This window comes from Patescibacteria group bacterium, from assembly GCA_041659765.1.
GTDB lineage: Bacteria > Patescibacteriota > Patescibacteriia > UBA9934 > UBA9934 > JAGORL01.
This window is the reverse complement of the sequence record JBAZXR010000001.1, coordinates 463,428-484,793: the sequence shown is the minus strand read 5'-3', so window position 1 is coordinate 484,793 and position 21,366 is coordinate 463,428. Positions and strand designations below refer to the sequence as shown.

Here is a 21,366-nt window from a genome sequence, read left to right as displayed (position 1 = left end):
AAAAAATTATTGTAAGGTTTCAGTTACTTGAGTGACGGAAAAAGGACTCGTCTCCATGTCTACACGCACCCCGCGGGTGATGTTATTTTGAGTGAGCTTGATTAGGCCCGAACGAGTAGTTCCGTTGGCGGTTACGGTGAGCGTACAGGTTGCGGTTCCAACTGGAATAGTAGCCGGTGCGTAGCCACTATTTTTTTTGAGCTGAATAATAAATTCGTCAGTACAGCCCATGACGGATGATCTGACCTGGAGCGTGGCCACCTCATGGTTAGCGTCAATGAACCCACCCATGCTTCCATGAGCAAGGATAGTGAGGGCCAATAGGCTAGCAGAGCCCATGACTAGCATGGTGTAGAGAAGGACGACACCTTTGGGCGAGCGGACGAGCATATTAATTTTCTATAGTGTGTCCGGAGAGAGCAAAGGTAGTATCAGCCGAGAAGGCGGAATGACGATAGGCGCCGATCCCGGGATTCAGCATGGCCATATCGTAACTTATTCTTAGACCGGATAGGGTCGCGTCGGTCCGAATTGCCTCTATGCGCCATTGGGTCACGTCTATCTCCGGATCTGTCAGATAGGTTGCTGGGTTTGTGCCTTTTTGCATCCGTAATCTCCGTACATTTTGCGGTGCTCCAACTAAGGTCACCGCTACGGTTGGTCGGTCAATGGTTACTAGTTGTCCCGTGGCATCAAGAAATTTTAAAACTCCGCTGTCATTTGCCAGGGTAGAGGTACTAATGCTAATTGCATCAGCCTCAGTGAGTGAGTTTTGTAGTTCCAAAAACACTACTGAGGCAGTTTGTTCTATTCTAGAACGAGCATCAAGCAAGGTGTAAGTCTGCCACAGGTTTATTAGAAACATTACGAAGGTCGGCAAGACGATCATCACGATGCCAATGTAGAGAACGGTCTCAAGCAGAGTTGTGCCTTTGTTGTTCATACTAAAGGGGATTGAACGAACCTGAAGTGAAGACCGAGCCGTCGGCAAAGGTTACGGACATGGTCATTGAAGCACCCGACATTAGATCTTCAAATTGTCCCTTGGTGATTTGCGAAGTTTGTCCTGGCGCCATGGTGAAATTTTGGATGTCGAGCGTGGTTCCTGAATAAACATCGACTCCCGTGGGCGTACCCGGACCAGAGGTTGACCAGACTTTTGAGTTATCGATGAACAATTGATCGAATTCAGAACCGTTGCTCCAGGTGAAGGTTATTTTATCGATTGTCACGCTCGTTCCACCGGTGTTGGTGAAATAAAGTTCTCTAAGCTGTTTGCCTCCATAGAATTGGGCTGCATTAACGGCGAAGCTGACCTGTCCAGCCTGTCTAGGGGCAAAACAAGTGCCAGTCGGGTTTAGCCAGTTTGTGCGCAGCGTAGTGGTTGAGGTGGTATGGGTTCTGCCAGCGGTATCGATCCAGCTAGTTTCGCTAATAATTTTTTTGCTATCTGGATCAGCAGTGCCTCCAGAGACCACCACATTACAGGACGCATCTCTGTAGACTGGGTATATTTTAACTATTCGAGTTGAACCATCGGCTAAGGTTTGCGGTCCGTTAGTGGCTAATGCCCAGGCGGGAGCTACGAAGGTCAGGGCGCCGGTTAGCGTATCTGTTAGGCTGGCGAAGGAGATGGTTCTAAGCGCTTCGGCGCCTTCATTTGTATTCCATAACGACTGTTGGATTTCTTGGGCTCGGTCACTGCCACGGTTGGCGACAACTACAAAACCGATCAACGCCGTCATGAAAGATGCGGTGGCGCCAATTGCCACGATGGCTTCAAGAAGCAATGAGCCTCTTTGAATAGAACGTCTGGAGTTACGCATAGATTATTGCCTATTTACAAAGCCGTCCGGACTAATGGACAACGAGCGAGTAGTGTTATACCAGCCAAGTGAGATTGAGCCGTATTGGGCGGTAGACCCAGAGAGCGGGTTAAAAACTATTTCATGATCATTTGTAGTGTCTGGAGCTGCTCCACTAAAATCTACGGCCAAAAAATGGATATTGTTGCTAACCGTGTAGACGTCGTCACAGGTTATATCTCTGGTGGCGTAGGTGGCTCCGCAAAAGACCGTGACGGTCGTTGTTGCTCTCGTGCTTTCACTGTAGGGAATATAAACCCCCCAAGGAGCGCCCCCTTGGCCGTGGCGGGCTTTACGGGCGGCGGTTGATAGAATATGGAGGATCTCGCGGTCGCTGGCACTTGAGGCTACGGATTGTTGAAATTTTGTTAAGGCTATTCCGGAGATTGAAAAAAGAATCCCGAAGACCCCGAGGGTGATGATGATCTCTAGAAATGTGAAGCCTTTTGGATTGTTCACGTTAGATAGAGCCGACTACTTGGTAAATAGGCGAGATGATAGAGAAGGCCAGCAAGGCAACCATGAGTCCGATCCCGACAATCATGATTGGTTCAATGAGCGTGGTGACGTTTTTTGTCGCTTCATCAATTTCTTGTTCATAAAAATTAGCTAGGTAGATGAGCATTTCTCCTAGGGTGCCAGTTTCCTCGCCGACTCTGATTAGTCGCAGGGCGATGGGCGGAACAAGATAATTATTCGAGGCGAGAGCTACGGTAATAGTATTTCCTTCGGAAACAGTAGTTTCCATTTTAGTAAAGAGGCGTTTGTAGTAGTGGTTTTTAATTACAGAAACGGTTACCGGCAGGGCTTCGTCAAGCGCCATACCGGTGTTAAGAAGGGTGCCGAGCAGTCGCATGATTCTGGCTAGATTAGTATTTCTGACGATTTTTCCTAAAACTGGCGCACGGAGGGTTAAGAAATGCGTTATTGGTTTTACGAAAGATAAATTACGAATAAACATGAATATGACGATTGACGCGATTGTAACCGTGGCAATCAAAATTCCATAATGTTGGACTACGAAGGCAATCCAGAGGAGAACTTTGGTAGTCCAAGGCAACGGAACATCAAGAGATTTGAAGAGCGCGGTAATATTCGGCAGGACAAAGACAACAATTCCAGTACAGATAGTGATAGCGCTCATGAAAACAATGGACGGATACATCATGGCACTCCGGATTTTTACCCGCAGGTCGTGTTCTTTTTGCATCTGATCAGCTAGTTGCTGAAGATTTCCCTGGAGCGTTCCTGAGTTTTCGCCGGCTCGAATCAGGTTTATGAAGGTCGTGGAGAAAACATGAGGAAATTTTTCCAGGCCGTCAGCCAGTGTGTTGCCGCTTCTAACAGATTCCCTGAGGCTGGTTAAGATCGTTTTTAAGGAGCCTTTTGACTGGTTCGAAAGAATTTCAATCGCATCATCAATCGGTAGTCCAGATTTGAGCAGCACAGCTAAATATTTAGTCAGCAGAAGCTGCTCAGTCAGCGACAGCTGAACTGAGAGTTTAGTGTAAAGACTCACTCCAGATTTTTTTTTGCTGTTCATACCTTACTCTTCCATGACGCGACTAAGTTCTTCTATCGTGGTCTCCTTGGTTAGGACTTTTCGCACGCCATCCTCCATGATAGTGGTCATGCCTTCTTTTTTTGCTACCTCTTGAATTTCATCACTCGTTGCCCGCTTATTGATGAGGCTTTGAATGGCGACGGAGTTTTCTAGTACCTCATAAATACCGATTCGCCCTTTATACCCGGTATCGTTGCATTTTGTGCAGCCCTTAGCTTTGGCGATTTCGATGGTCTTCCTATCTTTGAAAAGAGCATCGGCTGTTTGTTTGTGCAACATTTTACTTCCTTCAGCAATTCCCAAGTTTTGTGTTTCTACGCAATCTTTGCAGACGCGTCTAACCAGTCTTTGGGCGATGGCGCAGATAAATGTAGACGAGATAAGAAAAGGCTCAACGCCCATATCGATAAGCCGCGGAATGCTGGTGGCGGCGTTATTGGTGTGGAGAGTGGATAGGAGTTTGTGTCCGGTCAGGGCCGCATTGACCGCAATTTTTGCAGTTTCCTCGTCTCTAATTTCTCCGACCATGATAACATCCGGATCTTGTCGCAATAGCGCTCGTAGGCCGGTAGCAAATGTCAGTTTAGCCACGTGATCAACCTGGCTTTGATTGACTCCGGGGATTTCAAATTCAACTGGATCCTCAATGGTGGCGATATTTACTTCTCGCCTGTTAATTACTTCAAGAATCGCGTAAATACTCGTAGTTTTTCCGCTGCCCGTTGGACCGGTGGCTAGAATCATGCCCCAAGGTTTTTTTATGGCTCTAGTGATACGAGCCAAATCTTCTTCACAAAAACCAAGCTGTTCAAGCGTTAATTGATGCGATTGGCTGGAGAGGAGGCGTAAAACCCCTTTTTCGCCAAAGGAATCGGGCAGAATTGAGACGCGAACATCCACGTCTCCGAGCGGAGAAGTAAATTTAAATCTTCCATCTTGCGGGCCATGATGCTCGTCGGTTCGCATCCGGGTTAGAATCTTTATACGGGCTACTAACTGGGTATGGAGATCGGTATCCAGAGTGAATTCATCATGAAGAATGCCGTCTATTCTAATGCGGATAATAGCGTGATCCTTCCACGGTTCAAGATGAACGTCTGAGGCGCGGGCAGCATGAGCAAAGATCATGATCATCTCAAAGAGCCTAACGGCTGCATCTGATGTAGTACCGGCAATTGCTTTGGCAATGAGATCTTCAACGTCTTTTTTTGATGGAAGGTTGCCATTCGTTGTTTTAGGCCCCTTGGTGATTAATTTGATGATTTTAGGTTTTTTTTCGGTGGCCATATACGTATCATTATAGTTGCTAGACTGGCTTTTGGTGAGGGCGGGTGTGCATGAGGTTATGCACATTAAACAGCAGCTGCGCCTGATACCGGTAAAAATAGATTATAATATGTTTATTCTTAAACGAATCAATTTTTATGAAGAGCGTGCAGCGGGAGAGAAAAGGATTCACTCTTATTGAGTTATTGATTGTAATCGCTATTATCGTGGTGCTGGCCGCTGCAGTTTTCGTAGCTCTTAACCCAGCTAAGCGTTTCGCCGATGCCCGCGATTCACGTCGTTCAAGTGATGTTACAAACATCGTGGCTGCGCTGAAGACGGCGCAGGTTGATAACGGCGGTGCCTATATAGCTTCGGTTGCCGCGATGACTGCGGGAACGGCTTACGTGATTGGAACTGATGCTATCGGTTGTGACACAGGTTGTACGGCTCAGACCACGGCCGCTGCTTGTGCAGATCTTACAGCCTTGCAAACAGCTGGCTACCTCGGCAGCGTCCCGATGGACCCAACCAGCGGCGCCGCCACCAAGACTGATTACTATTTGATCAGGAATGCTTCCGGTACGCTGACTGCGGGTGCTTGTGACCCAGAAAATGCACCTATCTCACTCAGCCGATAATTGGCAGATATAGTTTTAAAGAGACGGAGCCGCATGGCTTCGTCTTTTTATTTATGTTAATCTGGGCGCATCTATGAAGGAATTCGTACTCTCCGGCGGCGGTCAGGTCCATTTAAACATAAACTATAAAGCCGAATTAAACGATGAACAGTACGCAGTTGTTGAGAACGGTGATGGGCCATGCTTGGTGCTCGCTGGTGCGGGTTCTGGCAAGACGCGAACAGTCACGTATCGCGTGGCATGGTTGCTCGAACATGGCGTACCGCCTGATCGTATTTTGCTTTTGACGTTTACTAATAAGGCCGCCAAGGAAATGATGACGCGCTCGGAAGCCTTGCTTAAGGTATTCCCGCAAGGGTTATGGGCTGGCACATTTCACTCGATCGCGAACAGACTTTTGCGCATGTACGGCGACCGGACAGTTTTTGGTCGAGACTTTTCGATTTTGGACGAAGAGGACGCGAATGACATGATGAAGCTTTGTATTAAAGAGCGACACGTGAAGATTACGGGGGAGCGGTTTCCGTCGCCGTCGGTGTGCCGGTCGATCGGTTCCTATGCGGTCAACGCGCGCAAGTCTGCTGATGAGGTCATCGAGTGGAAGCATCCCGCACTTGTAGGTTTTAAGGACGACATTCTGGCCGTGATCGACATGTACGGCAAAGAAAAAGAGCGCCAGAAGGCCATGGATTTTGACGATCTCCTCGTAAAGCTCCTCGAACTCCTGCAACGCGACGACGATCTTCGACAGAAACTCGGTAACAAGTTCGCTTATGTTTTGGTCGACGAGTTCCAGGATACAAACATGATCCAGGCCGAGATCGTTCACTTGTTGTCGAGCGTGAATGGGAACTTATTAGTCGTTGGTGATGACGCGCAGAGCATCTATTCTTTTCGAGCTGCCGAGATCAAAAACATTCTCGACTTCCCGAAGCGGTACGAGAACGCGCAGGTGTTTCGATTAGTCACGAACTACCGATCGACGCCGGAAATTCTGGCTGTTGCGAACGCTGTTATTAAGAATAACAAGGAACAGTTTTCGAAGGATCTGACGGCCGTCGTCGCGCACGGTGACAAGCCGTCTCTTGTCCCGGCGACAGACGAAAGGCAGGAGGCACAATATGTCACCGAGCAGATTTTTGAGTTGATCGACGAAGGCGCGCCAATGAGAAGCATCGCTGTGCTATTTAGAGCCGCGTTTCACTCGCAGTCATTGGAATTTGAACTCATGCGGCGGAATATTCCCTATGAATATCGCGGGGGACTAAAGTTCTTCGAGCGCGCGCATGTGAAGGACGCCATTGCTCACCTTCGAGTAATCCGAAATGTAAAAGACGGCATGGCTTGGATGCGGGCGCTTCAGATTCACCCAGGCATGGGTCTCGTGACGGCGAGCAAGGCCGCTAACTACTTGGGCGAGTTGCCGGACGCGCAGTCAGCGATCGTCAGCTTTCCTCCGCTTGGCGCCAAAGCTGCACTCGGCTGGCAGAAGTGCGTGCAGATTTTCGGCGCCATGTTGGCTGAATCTTCGCCCGCCGGAATGTTGCGTGCTTTTGCGTCGAGTGATGTCTACAAACAATACTTAGAAGCCGAATATCAAAATGCTCGTGATAGGCAGGAGGATCTTGAGCAGTTCGGCTTGTTCGCCGAGCAGTACGAGAAGCTGGGTGACTTCTTGGACGCGGTAACACTTACCGGCGACTTTGGCGTGACGTTGCAAGATCCTGAAAAACCGAGGGAAGAAGACGGGGGAGACAAATTGATTCTTTCGACCATTCACCAAGCAAAGGGACTCGAATGGGACAGCGTCTTTATCATTCACCTCGCCGAAGGAGCATTCCCACACTCGCGGGCGTATAGCGAGGAGAACGGCATGGCCGAGGAGCGACGACTCTTTTATGTAGCTGCAACCCGCGCCCGCCGAAATCTCTATTTCACATACCCAGTAACAACCGGCTATGAATCCGTTGAGATTCGCCAGCCGTCTCAATTCCTCGACGAAATCCCCAAAGAACTCATCGAAGAAATCCGCCTTAAAACCAGCATCCCTTCCTGGGGCGCGTCGACTGCGTATCGTTCGACTACTCCTCGTCAGCCTTCCGCGAACGTGTATGACGACGAGCCCACAATCGTTCTCGACAATAACGGCGAGCGTGTCCAAAAGAAAATGCCGACTAGTTTTTTGGGAGATTACTAAAAAAAATACCGCTCGGCGTGGTTCCGGGCGGTGGCGACGATTTGAACTAGCGCACCTTGCAATGGCGGTGACGAATGACCTGCATTGATCGGGTCGCGAGCTTTGCGTCCGCTTCTAGCGCGGGCTTGATGATCAGGTACCGGTTCACAGGTTTCTTCTGCGGATTCTGCTTCTCTGTCTTGTCCTTCGGCTTCCCACGAGACATTCGAACCTCCTTGAAAGATATTACAGGAATCCCGGGCACTTTCTAATTCATCCACCTCTAGACCCTTCCTGGCGTCAGGGTCTGGGAGTAATATCCTCTCACTATGGAAATGAAGAAAGACTACGGGCTTTTTCATGTGGGTCAGAAGATTCTTTTGAAGAAAGACGGGAAATATCTGTTTTTAAAGATGCATAGTGGCAAATACGACTTTCCTGGCGGCCGCATTGATAACGACGAATACACTACGCCATTGCAGAACGCGCTTACCCGCGAAATTCGGGAAGAGCTGGGTGAAGGCATCGTTTATACGCTCGGTGCAGTCGCATGCCAGTTTCGCAGATATCTCAAGACCATGGATCGATACGTATTTCTCACGGTATTTGAAGCCGAGTACGTCTCGGGCACTGAAGTGTTATCGGACGAGCATGCCGGCGCTGAATGGATCAACCCGAACGAGAAAACATTCATGCGAGAGGAGTTCTCAAATGAGGAGGAATATACGGCAGTGACAGAATATTTTGCCCAACGATAACTTTCGTTTTATGGAAAAGAAAGACTACGCCGCGCTCTCCTTAGCTGCTCATAAAGAAAAGAAGGGTAAATGGGCCATTACTTCAAAGATGCCCCTTGAAACCAAGGATGATTTATCTATTGCGTACACCCCGGGCGTAGCTGAGCCGTGTTTGGCGATTCAGAAGAACCCGGAGCTTGCTTACGAGCTGACCATGAAGGGCAACACGGTGGCGGTGGTAAGCGATGGCACTTCGGTGCTTGGTTTGGGCGATATTGGTCCGATGGCGGGACTCCCGGTGATGGAAGGGAAGGCGGTCTTGTACAAGAAGTATGCAGACATAGACGCCATGCCGATTGTCCTTGCGAGTAAGAACGTCGACGACATTGTGCAGGCCGTGAAAATGATTGCGCCGACGTTCGGAGGAATCCATCTTGAAGATATCGCAGCTCCGGCATGCTTCGAGATTGAGCGTCGATTAACCGAGGAGCTCGACATTCCCGTCATGCACGACGATCAGCACTGCACGGCGATTGTGGTTGTTGGTGGACTGTTCAATGCTTTGAAAGTTGTCGGGAAGGAATTGTCGAATGTTCGCATGGTTATTAGTGGCGCTGGTGCGGCAGGCATTGCGATCACTCAGCTTTTGATCGACGCAGGCGCCACGAAGATTGATCTTCTCGACTCTGTCGGCATTATCGCCCTCGGCCGTGAGAAAATGAACTCAGAAAAAGATAGACTCGCGAAGATCATTAACCTCGACGGGAAACTTGGAACGCTCGCCGATGCTCTTAAAGACGCTGATGTGTTTATCGGCGTGAGTCGTCCAGGTCTCGTGACCCGCGAGATGGTTTCGACCATGGCTCCGCGCTCAATTATCTTTGCGCTGGCGAATCCCACGCCGGAAATAATGCCGGAAGAAGCGCTTGTTGGGGGAGCGGAAGTTATCGCCACTGGACGTTCTGATTATCCAAATCAAGTTAACAATGTTCTCGTGTATCCCGGACTGTTTCGAGGCTTGCTCGATGGCCGTGTTCGCCGACTAACCTCGAAGATGAAACTGGCTGCTGCACAGGCTCTGGCTGGGACAGTAAAAAGCCCAGAAAAACAGTGTATACTACCTAGCATCTTGGAGGAGAACCCTGCGGAGAGTATTAGGCGCGCAATCCTCCAGGCCTAATTATGACCCAACGCGTTTTTCGGCACACTCGCCGAAAACGATCCTCATTTGGCCGGTCGCTCTTGTCTTCAGCTTTTCTTATTGTCCTTGGAGGAGGGCTATTTTGGGGCGGTATGAATTGGCTGCGCGGCGGTGCGTCAACTACGGAAAAAATTGCGGCTGGTTCCGGGACGGTGACCGATTTACTTTCTCCTGGCTCAGTTTCCGCGGCCGAACCCATGCTTTTCCGCTCGGATATTATTTCTTCAACTGACGGTAAAGCGACGGGTGTGGCAAATAGAACCCCTGGAGAAAAAAGTGCCGATTATCACTTGATCGTGTATCTTCCAGGAATAGACGGTCTCACTCAAACGTACGCAGTCTGGCTCTTGAAAGATGGATTGGCCGATGTTAAGCGAATGGGGGACTTGTCGCCGAGAGCGGATGGCAGCTGGGTAGCGGACTTTACGGCGGGCGCGCTTAGTGGTATTGCTGAACCTGACGCTTACCGGACGCTCGTCATCATGAAGGAGCAGAAATCAGCCGACCAAAAAGGGCAGAAGGTGGCCGAGGCGTCGTTTTAACCTGACACCTGAAACCTGATGGGTATGAAAGTAACTGTGGTTGGGGCCGGTTGGGTGGGGATTATTTCCGCAGCCGTGCTTGCACACCTGGGACACGATGTCGTTTTAACGGACAATCGTGAAGAGAGGATCATCGCCCTGAAGAGGGGCGATTTGCCGTTTTTTGAGCCCGGCTTGCCCGAGCTGTTTTCTGCGGGTCTTTCAACGGGGAATTTGATCATTTCTGCCGCCACGCTTGATACCGTCGCGCAGACAGATATCGTGCTTTGTTCTGTCGGTACGCCGCCACTCCCCAACGGCGCCGCTGACCTTTCTGCGGTCTATGACGTTGCACGTGATTTTGGGCGAGGCATTGAGCGGGGAAGCGTGTTTGTTGTCCGCTCTACAGTTCCGCCGGGCACGGGCAAGCACTGTCAGGAAATTATCGGCGAGGAACTACGTTTGCGCGGTGTGACGCAGCCATATGCGGTTGCTTCAAATCCTGAATTTTTAGCCGAGGGCAGTGCGGTCAAAGATTCGCTCGAACCTGAGCGCATTATTATTGGATCAGAAGGCGAGACTGGCGAATCAGCTTTGCGCGAGCTCTATGCACCGCTCATCGCCCGCGGTATTCCGTTGGTTTCTACAAATATTCCCACCAGTGAACTTACTAAATACGCAGCGAACGCCTTTCTCGCCACAAAAATTAGTTTTATTAATGAGATCGCTAATTACGCCGAGCTTGTTGGTGCTTCCGCCCAGGATGTGGCCAAGGGCATGGGTCTTGATAGCCGTATCGGGCCGAAGTTTTTAAAACCAGGCATTGGCTATGGCGGAAGTTGTTTGCCAAAAGATGTGCGGGCTCTAGTAGTTGCCGGCAAAGAGGCAGGCTACAGGTTTCAGATCATTCCGGAGGTTGACCGGGTAAACGTAGGCCAGCGCGTACGAATGTATGAATCGTTATCGAACTCGCTTGGCGGAGTGCGCGGGAAACGTATCGTTCTCTGGGGTGTTTCTTATAAAGCGGGAACGGATGACACGCGCGAATCCCCGGCGTTATACTTTATTGATCGTTTGTTGCGCGAAGGCGCATCTGTTGTTACGTGTGATCCAAAAGTTGGGGAGAAAATTAGGGGGCAGTTCCCTTTGGTTGAGGTGGCGCTTGATCCAGAATCATCCCTGCGCGGTGCAGACGCCTTGGCCCTGTTAACGGAATGGCCAGAATTCGCCTCTTACTCGTTGTCCGAACTTCGAACACGGGTTCGCAGCGGGGTTGTACTTGATGCCCGAGGATTCCTAAGGAAACAGTAGAAACAGCCTTGTAAAACTGGCTTTTACATTGACAAAAGTCGGTTTTTATGTTACTATTTCGCGCAGTAATTATTGTTATTCCTATGAATATTCGTAAATCTATCGCCGGTATTTTTTCATTGATGTTAGTGGGTTCAGGCGTTGCCGCGCTGCCTTCTGCGGCGTTCGCGGTTTCTGTCACCACGGTTTCCGGCGCTGTCATGCGAGACGCTGATCATAACGGTCGACTCGATCACATTGATGTCACTTTTTCCGGCCCGATTGACGCGACTTCTTTGGCCGCCTCGGATTTTTCTACCGCTAGCTGCACCTTTTTCACTCCAGCTTTTCCAGTTACCGCAGCTGCTTCAACTGGACCTGACTCCGTCTCACTCTCTATCACTGAAGAGAGTGTGATATATATGGATACCGGTGTTACCTGTAACGTTCTCGTGAACGGGGTTCTTGATACTTCCGGTTCTTCTGCCGACGGTTCAGTGACGGCTACAGACGGCGCCGGTCCGGTGATCCGCTCAATCGAGTATACGGATGATAACTGGAACGGAAAAATCGACCATTTGATTGTCCGGTATTCTGAGGCGCTTTCCGATGGAGCCTTCTTTTCTGTTAGTAGTTTTGAAATAGCTAATGCCGGTGATTTTACGGGTACGACCGTAGCTGCCGTTGGCCCAGACGGTATCAGCGGTAATCTTGAAATTGGTGTAGACATGAAATGGGTTTCCGTTCTGTTGAGCGAAGGCTCAGCTATTGACACGCATGATGATTCTGGCGCCTTCGCCTTAGCTACGACGCCTACTTATAGCGCGTCCGATGTCTTCTTGAACCCTGATTTGAACGTGGGCGCACAGCCCCAGGCTTCAGTTGTTGACTTGGCTAAGCCGCTCATGAAGTCTTTGACTTACCTTGATGGTGATGCCGATGGCATGATTGACAGCCTTGATCTTGAGTTGACGGAGACCGTGAGTGCGTCTTCGAGCTCGCTCGCACCAAATTCCCTGATGATTGTAGGAAATGGTGGTTTTGCCGGTGTAAGTTTTGGTAATGACTCGACTGACCTGATTACGGTTGATTCCTCTACGATCCGTTTGCCGTTGGTTGAATCTTCTGTAGTTTCTACGGGAGCTGGTTCAGCTTTCTCTATTGCGGATGTAACTGATGGTCCAGACTTCCTGCTTACTGATTCAAGTGGCAACCAGTCCCGGGCCTATCAGCAGTTTTATGCCACGTTAGAGGTTTTTGACGGAGCCGCTCCGGTTCTTGTGTCATCAACGCCTGCAGACGGTGGCAATCTGGCTAATTTGTCGTCAGATTTAGCGCTCACTTTCTCGGAGGATATCTCAACAGATTCCATTGCTTCTTCTTCCGTTAGTTTGCAGGAACAATCCAGTATAGTTGGGGGCTTTGGTCCTGTTGTGACATTAAATCCGGACACAGATTTGCTGATTAATAACACGTATCACATACAGATTGGTGCAGCAATGCGCAGGGGCGTAGTGCTTGACATGACAGACTTGCGTGGCAATCGGACAGCGCGTCGTACCATTACTTTCACTACAAACCAGTCTTCTGGTGGTAGTCGGGGTGGTAGCGGTTACATTGCTCCGAATCTTCCAGGTATTGACCCGGCACCAGCGGCGGTAATCACCCCAGTTGCCCCGCCAGCCCAGGTGCTCGGTACCACTGACAGCGCATTGGTTGATGGTAATGGCGTCATGGCCGGCGATTATATTCGCGGAACTTCTTGGTCCACCGTCTACTACGTGAGTGCTGATATGGTGCGCCATGTATTGATCGACGAACAAACTTATTTCACCTACCAGGATTCATGGGACGTAGTGAAGACCTTGCCGGATGAAGCTTTGGCGAATTATCCAATGGGGTCTCTCGTCTTGCCGAAGGCCGGAACAGTTCTCGTCAAAATTCAGAGCGCTACCGAAGTGTACGCCCTGGAGAATGACGCTTCTGGCAATACCATTCTAAGAGAGGTTCCTAATGAGATGACGGCCGAATATGTGTTTGGCACTCACTGGGCAGACTACGTGATTGACGTGTCCCCAGCCTTCTATAAGAAATTTACGCTAGGAAAAGAGATTGACACTGCTTTCCCGGTGAACATGACGAACATGAAGACCCGGTCAGCTCTCAACTCACACTAGAAAAAAACACGCGCTCCATCTGAATGGGGCGCGTGTTTTGTGTTACAATAGTTACCGTATGGATATGTTCGGAGGCTCAAAATCTGTGAGCGGGAAACAGCATGATCCCCACGCTAGGATACCGCTTACGGATGAGGAAAAGAAAATTTGTCGTGACCTAGGTGCGCCGCCACGCATGAGTGATATCACGTGGCGAATTTTTCGGATCATGGCGGAGTTTGTTGAGGGCTTCCAGTTTTTGTCTACTACAAAAAAAGAGGTTTCAGTTTTTGGTTCGGCGCGTATCCCGCCGGGCCAGCGCTGGTACGGAGAGGCGGTTAAACTTGGCGCCTTGCTTGGCAAGGGAGGCTTTACGGTGGTGACTGGCGGCGGGCCTGGCATCATGGAGGCGGCTAACAAAGGGGCATTTGAAGTTGGAGCTCGTTCCGTTGGTCTTAACATTCAGTTGCCTAAAGAGCAAAGAATCAATCCATACGTGACTGACAGCAAGGCCTTTTATTATTTCTTTACCCGGAAGGTGATGCTGGCTGCTTCTAGCCAGGCCTACGTCTTTTTTCCAGGCGGGTTCGGGACGCTTGATGAGATGTTTGAAATTATTACGTTGATCCAAACTGGCAAGTCAGAACACATCCCCATCGTCCTGGTCGGTAAGGAGTTTTGGGGCGGTCTATGGAACTGGATTCAGAGTGAGGTTTATGCTAAGATGGACGCCGTTGATAGAAAAGATCTAGATTTGGTTAGGATTGTGGATACGGCAGAGGAAGCCTACGATATTTGCAAGAAAACATCAGAACGGCACTTCTTTTAATTTATGTCCGAACGTCTTTTGCGCCTGGCCCAGCATCTAGTTCCGGATAAGGCTTTTGGCTCTAAAGCGAGCGATGAGTTTATTGAGGTGAGCGCTCCGGCATCCACCGCAGCCTCTATTTACGAAAAAATTAGGAATTCTTTAGAGTATCAGGAAGAGCACTTGCTTCGTCGCAACGCAATTTTGCGAATTTTGAAACGCTACGTTGGTACGCACGCTAGTCTTGAAAGCACCGCCGGAAATCTTCTGCGTGAACTAGTTTGGGCGAAGTACTTGCCGAACAAAGTTGTCCCAACGTCTTTTGTCCACCAGATCGCACCGATTCTCGCGAAGTACGAAGTCTTGCTTAAATCCGCCGAAGTAGACAAGGAACAGGCAGATGTACTTTTTCACGTGGTGCTCGATATCCTCGCGACGGAGATTGAGTACTTGCTTCAACCGCCCAATGCCGATGAGGCGCTGGCTAGCTTCATGTATGAAGAGATGAAAGTTCGCACTGAATGGGACCCGACCTTAGCCATTTCAGCGGAAGATAAGGATTTGCGTTTTTACGTGGCCGTTCATCGTTCGCTTTTGAAATCTACCCCGGCTACTCTGCGTTTCCGTTTATTTACTCTCTATTATCCTACCTGGCGGGAAGCCACGGCCACAGATCCGCTCGTGGCCGAGATTGCGGCTAATCTCCCGGCTGTAGTTAGTGCTATTGAGGGCCAGATTACACATCCGCTAACCGAGCGGCTGACTAGACTATTGCGTAGACGCGCCGGCATCTTCCGTGTGCTCGGCGATGTCCTGAAGGGTGCCAAGGAAGACGTTCATGAGGATCCGGCCGAGCTTGATTCGGCCGTGACTGAGGCGCTCTCGGTCAGAACTAAGGATTTTAAGGTTCGCCTCCGCCGCACCACCGTCCGAGCTATTATTTTCTTGATCATCACGAAGATGTTTTTGGCGATGTTGTTGGAAGTGCCTTATGATGCCATCTTTTTTCAGGGCAAGGCTCCGCTTTATCCGCTCTTCGTAAATATTCTGTTCCATCCTATTTTCTTGGCCATTATTTCGCTCACCATTAAGATCCCGGAGAAACAAAATACCGAGGACTATAAAAATGCAATCCGTGCGCTCTCGGTTGGCGCTGACCATCCGGTTCTTCATGTGCGCGTGAAACGGATCGTTCGTGGCAAGTGGCAAATTTTCTTTGACGCTATATACGCCTTATTATTCGCTGGCGTCTACGGAGCTATTGCCTGGGTGCTGCACTTGGCTCAGTTCCATGCGTTGTCCATCGGTCTCTTCCTGTTCTTTATCTCGCTGGTAACGTTCTTCGGTATCCGTATTCGTACCAGCGCCAATGACGTGATCGCTTCTGATTCCAGGAGCGGCTTCTTTGGCACCATCTTTGATATTTTGCTCTTGCCGATAGTTCGTGCCGGCTCTTGGCTATCAGAAAAAGTTTCTAAAATCAATGTGTTTATTTATTTCTTTGACTTCATCATTGAAGCTCCGCTTAAAGTCGCCATTCAGTTTATTGAGGGTTGGCTAGCTTATATCCGTGAAAAACGCGAACAAATTTAATCTGCGTGTTCCTCAGGTGCTCGGAGGACTTTTCTTTGTCCTCCTTTTTCTCGTCGCGACGCTTGTCTTCGGTAAAATATTTCTATGGCCGCGATCAGTTAACTTTGGGGTGACGTTTTCTGCGCCTCAGGCCAGGTATCTCAAATTGAACGCTTGGGAGACGTACCTGAGCCTCATGGATGATCTAGGAGTGAAGTACATTCGCGTGCCGGTTTACTGGAACGAGACTGAGAAAATACGCGGCCAGTATGATTGGCAGGAGACGGATTACTTCATGCAGGAAGCCGCTAAACGCGGGGTGAAGATTACGCTAGTTATCGGAGCCAAAGTTCCACGTTGGCCAGAATGCCATTTGCCAGCTTTTATTCAGGACGAAATTGGGACGCCGGCCTACGGTGATGATCTAGTAGGTTTCCTTGAGACTACTGTGGAACGCTACAAAGACAGTCCGGCACTCTTGCGCTATCAAGTAGAGAACGAGCCGCTGTTTCCTTTTGGTCTTTGTCCTCCGCCTGACCTAAGTTTACTCAAGCGAGAGATTGAAGCAGTTCGGTTAACGGATCCTACACATGATATTCAGCTAACCGTCAGCGGTGAAAGCGAACCGTGGCTAGATCTGGCTAAGAGTGCTGATGTGCTTGGGGTAAGTCTGTATAGGGTGGTGTGGAACAAGCATATTGGTCCGGTGGTTTACCCGCATTCTGCGGCTTGGTATGCAGTCGAGCGCCAAACCATTGCCCTCTGGGTGAAGCAAACTATCATTTCTGAGCTTCAGGCCGAGCCGTGGTTTGACGGTGGCAATATGCCGGAAGATTTGGCTAAGGCGTATACGGCTTTCCCTGCAGAACGGTTGCGCGACCATGTAGCTTTTGCCAAACGAACCGGGTTTTCTGAGGTATATTTGTGGGGCGTAGAATGGTGGTACTTCCTAAAGGCTCATGGCAACTCGCGGCTTTATGACGAAGCCAGAACCATCTTCAGATAAAGTATGAAACGATCTTCCAAGCTATCCGCAACCTCCTCTGCTTCCACAACTTTTGAGGTGGTGATTATTGGCGGCGGGGGTGCCGGCATGGCCGCGGTTGAAGGGGCTAAGGCAGCTGGGGCATCACGTATTTGCTTGATTGAATCAGGAAATCTCGGCGGAGAGTGTCCCAACCGAGCCTGCGTGCCTACCAAGTCGTTGCTCGCCTCGGCCAAGATGTACAAAAGTTTTCTTAAAGATGGTCTAGAGTTCGGCGTACTTGGCTCTCCGCGATTTGATCTAAAGCGAGCCATGGCCCGAAAAGAGTCGGTGATCCAGGCGATCGTCGGTGGTGGCCGCCTTGAGAATTATCTGAAAAGTCAGGGGGTTGATGTGATAAGAGGCAAGGCAGTTTTTGAAGATGCCCATACTTTGCGAGCTGGTTCGCGAGTGCTGAAGGCGAAGTCGATTGTTATAGCTACCGGCACTACCGATTTGGTTCCGCCGATTGCCGGCCTAGAGGATGTTGAGGTGCTCGGTTATGCTGATGCCGTTAGCCTGCCGCGTTTGCCAAAATCGATCGCGATTATTGGCGGGGGACCAGTGGGCTGTGAATTTGCTACTTTTTTTGCTTCGGTCGGCGTGAAGACAACGCTCATCGAGCCCGCTGATCATCTCTTGATTCATGAGGACGAGGAACTTTCACTGCTCGCCGAAACCGCGCTTAAAGATTTAGACGTCACCGTTTTAGCAAAAACTAAACCGCTGGGTTTATTAAATGAAAAGTGGGGAACTAAAGTTACTTATCAAGTCGGCAAACGTCCACGGCAATATATTTGGGTGGAGGCTGTTTTAGTGGCCGCTGGTAAAATGCCGAACATTGCTAACCTAGCGCTTGAGCGAGCGAAGGTTAAAGTTGAGAAGACTGGTCGAGTGCTCGTCAATAGCAAAATGCAGACCAACGCCAAGCACATCTTGCTAGCGGGGGACGTTTCTGGCCGTCTTATGTTCACTCATACCGCGCATTACGAAGGTTTTATTGCCGGCTGGAATGCGATCAAGCCAAAAGAGGCGTATGACACCGATCTCTCAGTTATCCCTCGGGTAACCTTCATTGACCCTGAGCTAGCGAGCGTCGGCCTCACTCAAGCCGAGGCTGTGAAGTCCGGATTCGAAACTGTGATTTATCGAACGGCCATCCATACGCTCGCCCGAGCCGCGGTCGATGGCAAGCAGACGGGGGTGCTGAAGGTGGTTGTCGACAAGAAAACCGATTTAATCCTTGGCGGTCATATGCTGAGCGAGCGGGCGGGGGAGGTGATCCATGAACTTGCGCTGGCCATGCGTCATGGTTTACCGTTTAGCGCAGTTCGCGCTGGTTTACGAGCTTATCCAACCTATTCGGAAGCTATTTCAGCCCTTGAAGTATGAAAAAGTTTATTCAGATAAAAGAAGAGAAACTCGAACGTTTAAAAGAGCAAAACGCCAAGATTTGGCTGACCTTTACCAGAACTCGTCCAGCCTGGGGCATGATTCCAGTCAGAATTGTATTCGGTGTTGTGCTGATTCTTGAAGGTATTTCTCGGTTTACTTTTGTCAGACATAACAAAGACTCGCTCTTAGCTCAGCTGCCACACGAATGGCAACTCACACTAATCATCGTTTTTTCAGTCATCGAAATTGTCGGTGGAGTCATGACTATTCCGGGGGTGCTGACCAGATTTGTGGGCATGGCCATTTTAGTGGAAATGTTTTTTGCCATCATGTTTGAGCAGATTCCGTTTGCCTTTAGCGGTGACTTGCAAACTCAAACTCTACTGTTCGGCATTGCTTCGCTTCTCATGTTCTCCGGTCCCGGCAGATATTCTGTGGACGGGTTGATCGCTCGCAAAATTTTAACAAAGTACCCCATTGAAAAATGGCGTTTGTACGTGTACGCTGAGACTCCGATTACAAAATGGTATGAATAATGAAGTGGTCTTGGACATTGAAACCCAGAATACTTTTGATGAGGTTGGCGGATATTTTACTGATAAATTGAAGGTTTCGCTCGTGGGCGTCTACTTTTACGAGACTGATACGTACGAGTCGTACCTAGAGCCAGAGTTGCCAAAGCTTTTTGCGCGACTCGAAAAGTCTGGCCGCATTATTGGCTACAACTCCATTGGCTTCGACATGCCGGTTTTAAATAACTATTACACGGGCAATTTGTTGAACCTCGCCCAATTGGACATGCTCGTCCATATTAACAAAGCACTCGGCTACAGAATCAAGCTCGACGCCGTTGGCCAGGCTACGGTTGGCATCGAAAAATCCGCGCACGGTCTGCAGGCGGTCGCTTGGTGGAAGGAGGGGAATATTGAGGCTATTCGAGAATACTGTCTGCAAGATGTGAAAGTGACTAAAGAGGTCTACGAGTTCGGTCGGAAGAATGGCTATCTGCTCTTTGACGACCGCAAAGGCGAGCGCCAGGCCATTCCCGTTAACTTTGCCGAGGAGAAGCCAACAACCACCGTTAACATGACGCTCGGGTTTTGATGTTCAGTCATTCTGAGGAGCTCCGAGCGACGAAGAATCTGAATGGTTACCAATCAGATCCTTCGCTATGCTCAGGATGACTCGATTATGAAAAAACTTGTCGTACTTCTCATAGCATCCGCTTTTCTCTCCGTCGTTGCCGGTTCGGTTTTCTTATTGCGCGAGCAGTTGCCAGCGGGACTCTCACGACGAACGCTTGAGATCGACGATCGGCATATTATTTTTGACGTGATCGACCTCACTGCGCAGGGCCTTTCGATGAGCCTCATGAACGATCCATCAGCGCCGAAGAACGTAAAGGAATGGCGGTCAAAGACGGGCGCAGATCTTGTAGTTAATGGCGCCTATTTTGATGAGAAGAGCACGCCAACGGGCTTTTATACGCTCAACGGTTTGTCGAGCACTACAGAGTGGCCTAAGGTTGAGGACCAGCAAACGGCAGCTAGTTATTCGTTCCTGGTCGAGGCACAAGACGACCGGCTCGAACTTTCCTATCTCCCGGACGCACCGCGCGCCGAGGCTCCCACGAATGGGTTCCTCTCGTTCCCCACGCTTATTGCAAACGGCCAGTCCCTCGTAAAAGCAGATACCGGCCTGCGCGCCGCCCGCACGATCCTCGCCGAAGACGCAAGGGGTAGCGTGTATCTCATCATCGTAGAGCAAGGCAGCATCTCGCTCTATGAGGCCGCCTCATGGCTCCTTAGCCAGCCCGAAGGCTTCACACTGGCCGGTAACCTAGACGGCGGCCCTTCCACCGGCGTTTCATACACAGATGGGAAGAGAATTTTTGACGAGCCGTCAGCTCCGGTGCCGAATGTCATTGTCGGCTCAAAGTAATTTTTGCGACGCAACGGGGGAGTCTGCGCTCAACTTCGCCACGTTCCGGCCTTATCCCCAAGAGTTACCCTAACACTAGGGGTAGTGGTATACTAATCGGGCAGTACACAACCTGTTGTGTACGCCGTCGGTGGGGGATTCCATAAGAAATGGACCCCATTTGGGTCTATTTTTCATCAAAAAGCAAAAAAAGGAGATATGAGTCCGATCGCTATGTATCAAACATCCCTGACCACCTTTGCTGCTCCGGAAAAGGGTAAGACTTCCACCATGCTGACGCCCCGGAAGGTGTACCGGCCATTTGAATACCCGCAGTACTACGAATATTTCCAGAAACAGAACCAAGCGCATTGGCTGCCAACAGAAGTGCCCATGGAAAGCGACATCGCCGACTATCGGTTCAGACTTAGTAAAGAGGAATCTAACTTGATCATCCAAATCCTCCGCTTTTTCACTCAGGGAGACATTGAGGTGAACAACAATTACAACCAAAAGCTCATTCCGGCCTTCCCAAAGCCGGAAATCAAGATGATGCTTTCGGCCTTTGCGGCCATGGAGAGCGTGCATGTCTGGGCTTATTCGTACTTGAACGACTCGTTAGGTCTCCCGGAGAAGGAGTACTCGGCCTTTCTGGACTTTGCCTCAATGAAGGCTAAATACGATTATATTCAGCAGTTCGATGTTCATAACGTTGAGGACCTTGCCACAAACCTCGCCGTCTTCGGCGGTTTTATGGAGGGCGTAAGCCTCTTTTCTTCTTTCGCTATCCTCATGAACTTCCCGCGCATGGGCAAGATGAAGGGCGTAGGACAGATTGTTACTTGGAGTATTCGTGACGAGAGCCTGCACAGTAAAGGCGTCTGCCACATGTTCCGAGATCTCATGGCCGAGCATCGTTATTTGTGGACAGATCAGTTTAGAAAGAAATTGACGAGTGCTTGTGATGACATGGTTAAACTCGAAGATAACTTCATCGATACTTGTTTTGACATGGGAGCTGTCGCTGGACTCAAGCCTGAGGACGTGAAGCAGTACATTCGTTTCATTGCCGATCGTCGGCTGAATGATCTCGGGCTTGATGCGGTTTATAACGTGAATAATCCTTTGGAATGGCTTGACACCATGATTAATGCCAAAGAGCACGCGAACTTCTTTGAGAGCAGGGCTACGGAATATTCTAAGGGCGCGGTATTAGAAGATTGGACCTAA

Annotated in this window: 22 protein-coding genes; 15 read left to right on the top strand and 7 right to left on the bottom strand. The window is 49.8% G+C overall.

Features of this window, described 5'->3' with window-relative positions; all coding sequences use genetic code 11:
* Nucleotides 1–6: 6 nt before the first annotated feature.
* From WC813_02655 to WC813_02630, 6 genes are read right to left on the bottom strand one after another with little or no spacing between them, the layout of a single operon-like run.
* Entirely contained in the window at nucleotides 7–390 is a 384-nt protein-coding gene (locus WC813_02655; protein ID MFA5946902.1) for a hypothetical protein, read from the bottom strand.
* A 1-nt stretch (nucleotide 391) separates the two neighbouring features.
* Complete coding sequence (locus WC813_02650; GenBank protein MFA5946901.1) at nucleotides 392–943, bottom strand: hypothetical protein; 552 nt, start codon at nucleotides 941–943, stop codon at nucleotides 392–394.
* Nucleotide 944: 1 nt separating this feature from the next.
* Nucleotides 945–1,826, bottom strand: coding sequence for a hypothetical protein (locus WC813_02645; protein ID MFA5946900.1), 882 nt, complete (start codon nucleotides 1,824–1,826; stop codon nucleotides 945–947).
* A gap of 3 nt (nucleotides 1,827–1,829) precedes the next feature.
* Complete coding sequence (locus tag WC813_02640; GenBank protein ID MFA5946899.1) at nucleotides 1,830–2,324, bottom strand: type II secretion system protein; 495 nt, start codon at nucleotides 2,322–2,324, stop codon at nucleotides 1,830–1,832.
* 1 nt (nucleotide 2,325) lies between these two features.
* Complete coding sequence (locus WC813_02635) at nucleotides 2,326–3,408, bottom strand: type II secretion system F family protein (GenBank protein ID MFA5946898.1); 1,083 nt, start codon at nucleotides 3,406–3,408, stop codon at nucleotides 2,326–2,328.
* A gap of 3 nt (nucleotides 3,409–3,411) precedes the next feature.
* Nucleotides 3,412–4,716, bottom strand: a complete 1,305-nt coding sequence (locus tag WC813_02630; GenBank protein ID MFA5946897.1) for a GspE/PulE family protein — start codon at nucleotides 4,714–4,716, stop codon at nucleotides 3,412–3,414.
* Between the two features lie 137 nt (nucleotides 4,717–4,853).
* On the opposite strand from WC813_02630, the gene WC813_02625 reads away from it, so the two are divergent.
* Nucleotides 4,854–5,336, top strand: coding sequence for a type II secretion system protein (locus WC813_02625; GenBank protein MFA5946896.1), 483 nt, complete (start codon nucleotides 4,854–4,856; stop codon nucleotides 5,334–5,336).
* 73 nt (nucleotides 5,337–5,409) lie between these two features.
* Nucleotides 5,410–7,533, top strand: coding sequence for an ATP-dependent helicase (locus tag WC813_02620; GenBank protein ID MFA5946895.1), 2,124 nt, complete (start codon nucleotides 5,410–5,412; stop codon nucleotides 7,531–7,533).
* A gap of 46 nt (nucleotides 7,534–7,579) precedes the next feature.
* Here the strand turns inward: WC813_02620 and WC813_02615 are convergent, their stop codons facing one another.
* Nucleotides 7,580–7,738, bottom strand: coding sequence for a hypothetical protein (locus WC813_02615; protein ID MFA5946894.1), 159 nt, complete (start codon nucleotides 7,736–7,738; stop codon nucleotides 7,580–7,582).
* Nucleotides 7,739–7,841: 103 nt separating this feature from the next.
* Here WC813_02615 and WC813_02610 point away from each other — a divergent pair, with 103 nt between their 5' ends.
* From WC813_02610 to WC813_02550, 13 genes are all read left to right on the top strand, one after another.
* On the top strand, nucleotides 7,842–8,270 hold the full coding sequence (locus WC813_02610) for an NUDIX hydrolase (GenBank protein ID MFA5946893.1): 429 nt from the start codon (nucleotides 7,842–7,844) through the stop codon (nucleotides 8,268–8,270).
* A gap of 10 nt (nucleotides 8,271–8,280) precedes the next feature.
* Entirely contained in the window at nucleotides 8,281–9,429 is a 1,149-nt protein-coding gene (locus tag WC813_02605; GenBank protein ID MFA5946892.1) for a malic enzyme-like NAD(P)-binding protein, read from the top strand.
* 2 nt (nucleotides 9,430–9,431) lie between these two features.
* A complete protein-coding gene (locus tag WC813_02600; GenBank protein MFA5946891.1) occupies nucleotides 9,432–9,992 on the top strand; it encodes a hypothetical protein in 561 nt (186 codons plus the stop codon).
* 24 nt (nucleotides 9,993–10,016) lie between these two features.
* A complete protein-coding gene (locus WC813_02595; protein MFA5946890.1) occupies nucleotides 10,017–11,282 on the top strand; it encodes a UDP-glucose/GDP-mannose dehydrogenase family protein in 1,266 nt (421 codons plus the stop codon).
* A 47-nt stretch (nucleotides 11,283–11,329) separates the two neighbouring features.
* Complete coding sequence (locus WC813_02590; GenBank protein MFA5946889.1) at nucleotides 11,330–13,438, top strand: Ig-like domain-containing protein; 2,109 nt, start codon at nucleotides 11,330–11,332, stop codon at nucleotides 13,436–13,438.
* Between the two features lie 58 nt (nucleotides 13,439–13,496).
* Complete coding sequence (locus WC813_02585) at nucleotides 13,497–14,246, top strand: TIGR00730 family Rossman fold protein (protein MFA5946888.1); 750 nt, start codon at nucleotides 13,497–13,499, stop codon at nucleotides 14,244–14,246.
* 3 nt (nucleotides 14,247–14,249) lie between these two features.
* Complete coding sequence (locus WC813_02580) at nucleotides 14,250–15,818, top strand: hypothetical protein (GenBank protein MFA5946887.1); 1,569 nt, start codon at nucleotides 14,250–14,252, stop codon at nucleotides 15,816–15,818.
* Nucleotides 15,796–16,803 carry a beta-galactosidase gene (locus WC813_02575; protein ID MFA5946886.1) on the top strand — a complete coding sequence of 336 codons (1,008 nt, stop codon included), beginning with the start codon at nucleotides 15,796–15,798 and terminating at the stop codon, nucleotides 16,801–16,803. The genes WC813_02580 and WC813_02575 overlap by 23 nt, the downstream gene beginning before the upstream one ends.
* Before the next feature lie 3 nt (nucleotides 16,804–16,806).
* Entirely contained in the window at nucleotides 16,807–18,213 is a 1,407-nt protein-coding gene (locus tag WC813_02570) for an NAD(P)/FAD-dependent oxidoreductase (protein ID MFA5946885.1), read from the top strand.
* On the top strand, nucleotides 18,210–18,752 hold the full coding sequence (locus tag WC813_02565; GenBank protein ID MFA5946884.1) for a DoxX family protein: 543 nt from the start codon (nucleotides 18,210–18,212) through the stop codon (nucleotides 18,750–18,752). The genes WC813_02570 and WC813_02565 overlap by 4 nt, the downstream gene beginning before the upstream one ends.
* Nucleotides 18,745–19,320 carry a ribonuclease H-like domain-containing protein gene (locus WC813_02560; GenBank protein MFA5946883.1) on the top strand — a complete coding sequence of 192 codons (576 nt, stop codon included), beginning with the start codon at nucleotides 18,745–18,747 and terminating at the stop codon, nucleotides 19,318–19,320. Before WC813_02565 ends, WC813_02560 begins: the two co-directional genes overlap by 8 nt.
* A gap of 87 nt (nucleotides 19,321–19,407) precedes the next feature.
* On the top strand, nucleotides 19,408–20,157 hold the full coding sequence (locus WC813_02555; GenBank protein ID MFA5946882.1) for a phosphodiester glycosidase family protein: 750 nt from the start codon (nucleotides 19,408–19,410) through the stop codon (nucleotides 20,155–20,157).
* 270 nt (nucleotides 20,158–20,427) lie between these two features.
* Nucleotides 20,428–21,366 carry a ribonucleotide-diphosphate reductase subunit beta gene (locus WC813_02550; protein ID MFA5946881.1) on the top strand — a complete coding sequence of 313 codons (939 nt, stop codon included), beginning with the start codon at nucleotides 20,428–20,430 and terminating at the stop codon, nucleotides 21,364–21,366.